This is a genomic window from Oleiphilus sp. HI0061 (assembly GCF_001635675.1).
Genome location: NZ_LWFE01001423.1, coordinates 1 through 1,438, shown reverse-complemented (window position 1 = coordinate 1,438; position 1,438 = coordinate 1). Strand labels below are relative to the sequence as shown.

Genomic DNA, 1,438 nt, shown 5'->3' with positions numbered 1-1,438 from the left:
TTTCTGATATAGATCAGTCGCAAGGAAAGTACTTTGTCAGTTATTTAAGTCGAGATGAGCTGGATTCATGGTTTTCGACGGAAGAGCATCGTCAAGAAAAAGCTAAAGAGCATAACTTCTCTATCGAGATATCCGGCAGCGCACTCGAACAGGCTGATGCCTATGAGGTTCGAGTCAAGGCCTTGAATGATAGCTTTGACTCCAATACAGCTACCGAACTATTAACGATTATTTTTGAACACATATCATGATTTGATATGTGTTTATTGCCTAAATAGCTGCGATATCATTGCTCATTAAAACACTATAGAAATTTTTCAATACTATTGCTCTTAATCTTAGAGCCACTCTCGGGAGTTTCCTTTTTATGCAAAAGCAGAAAGAACTTTACGCTGGTAAAGCAAAATCAGTTTATACCACAGAAGATCCAAACAAATTTGTTCTTTTGTTTAGAGACGATACCTCTGCTTTTGATGGCGAGAAAATGGAGCAGCTGAATCGAAAGGGCATGGTAAATAATAAGTTTAACGCTTTTATCATGCAGGCTTTAGAAGAGGCTGGTATCGAAACTCATTTTGAAGCCTTGCTATCAGATAACGAGTGCCTGGTAAAAAATCTTGAAATGTTGCCTGTGGAGTGTGTTGTTCGTAACTATGCAGCGGGTAGCATAGTACGTCGCCTAGGTGTTGAAGAAGGAAAAGAATTGACTCCACCTACGTTCGAACTATTCCTAAAAGATGATGCTCTGCATGACCCAATGATTAACGTTTCTCACTGTGTATCCTTTGGTTGGGCCACGAAAGAACAGCTTGTCGAAATGGAAAAGCTTACCTATCAAGTAAACGATGTGCTGTCAGCAATGTTTGACAAGGCGGGTATGCTATTGGTTGATTACAAGCTAGAGTTTGGTTTGTCTGAAGGTAGAATTGTTCTTGGTGATGAATTTAGCCCGGACGGCTGTCGTATTTGGGATAAAGAAACTCGTAAGAAGATGGATAAAGACAGGTTTAGGCAAGGTCTTGGTAGCGTGATCGAAACTTACGAAGAGGTAGGTCAGCGTTTAGGTATTTCATTTGACTAAATTTTGTGACTTCGTTGCAGCTTTTTAATCTAAGCTGCAACGAATCAAGCAAGCAAAATCAAAAACTCCCTCTATACTTACGCTAATAGTTTTATTCTTAAGAGAATTCAATAAGGTAAGTATCTATGAAAAAAGTTACAAAACTCCTCGCTCCTTTCGTTTTGGCTGCAAGCGCCACGGCTCAAGCCGATTTTATTGGCGGTACTGTTGAAGCAAGTTATTGGTATGCAGGCATTGGTGGTGATGCCACCGCTGGTGAAACAGTTGATTTTGAAAAAGACCTAGGTTTCGAAGACGATAGTTTCTTCGAACTCGCGGCTTCATTTGAACACCCCGTGCCACTGATTCCAAATATAA

General features: G+C 40.2%; 2 protein-coding genes and 1 pseudogene. All 3 read left to right on the top strand.

All coding sequences use genetic code 11. The features are described from left to right. Positions 1–251, top strand: a 251-nt coding sequence (locus tag A3735_RS31260; RefSeq protein WP_197485980.1) for a hypothetical protein, incomplete at its 5' end; no start/stop codon positions are given. 116 nt (positions 252–367) lie between these two features. Further along, positions 368–1,081, top strand: a complete 714-nt coding sequence (gene purC, locus A3735_RS22500; RefSeq protein ID WP_068507797.1) for a phosphoribosylaminoimidazolesuccinocarboxamide synthase — start codon at positions 368–370, stop codon at positions 1,079–1,081. 125 nt (positions 1,082–1,206) lie between these two features. After that, positions 1,207–1,438 (top strand): annotated as a pseudogene (locus A3735_RS22495) (hypothetical protein); the annotation flags it as partial.

Bases quoted from the DNA above. Each gene is read 5' to 3' on its own strand.
- purC (WP_068507797.1), top strand. From the start codon at position 368: ATGCAAAAGCAGAAAGAACTTTACGCTGGTAAAGCAAAATCAGTTTAT.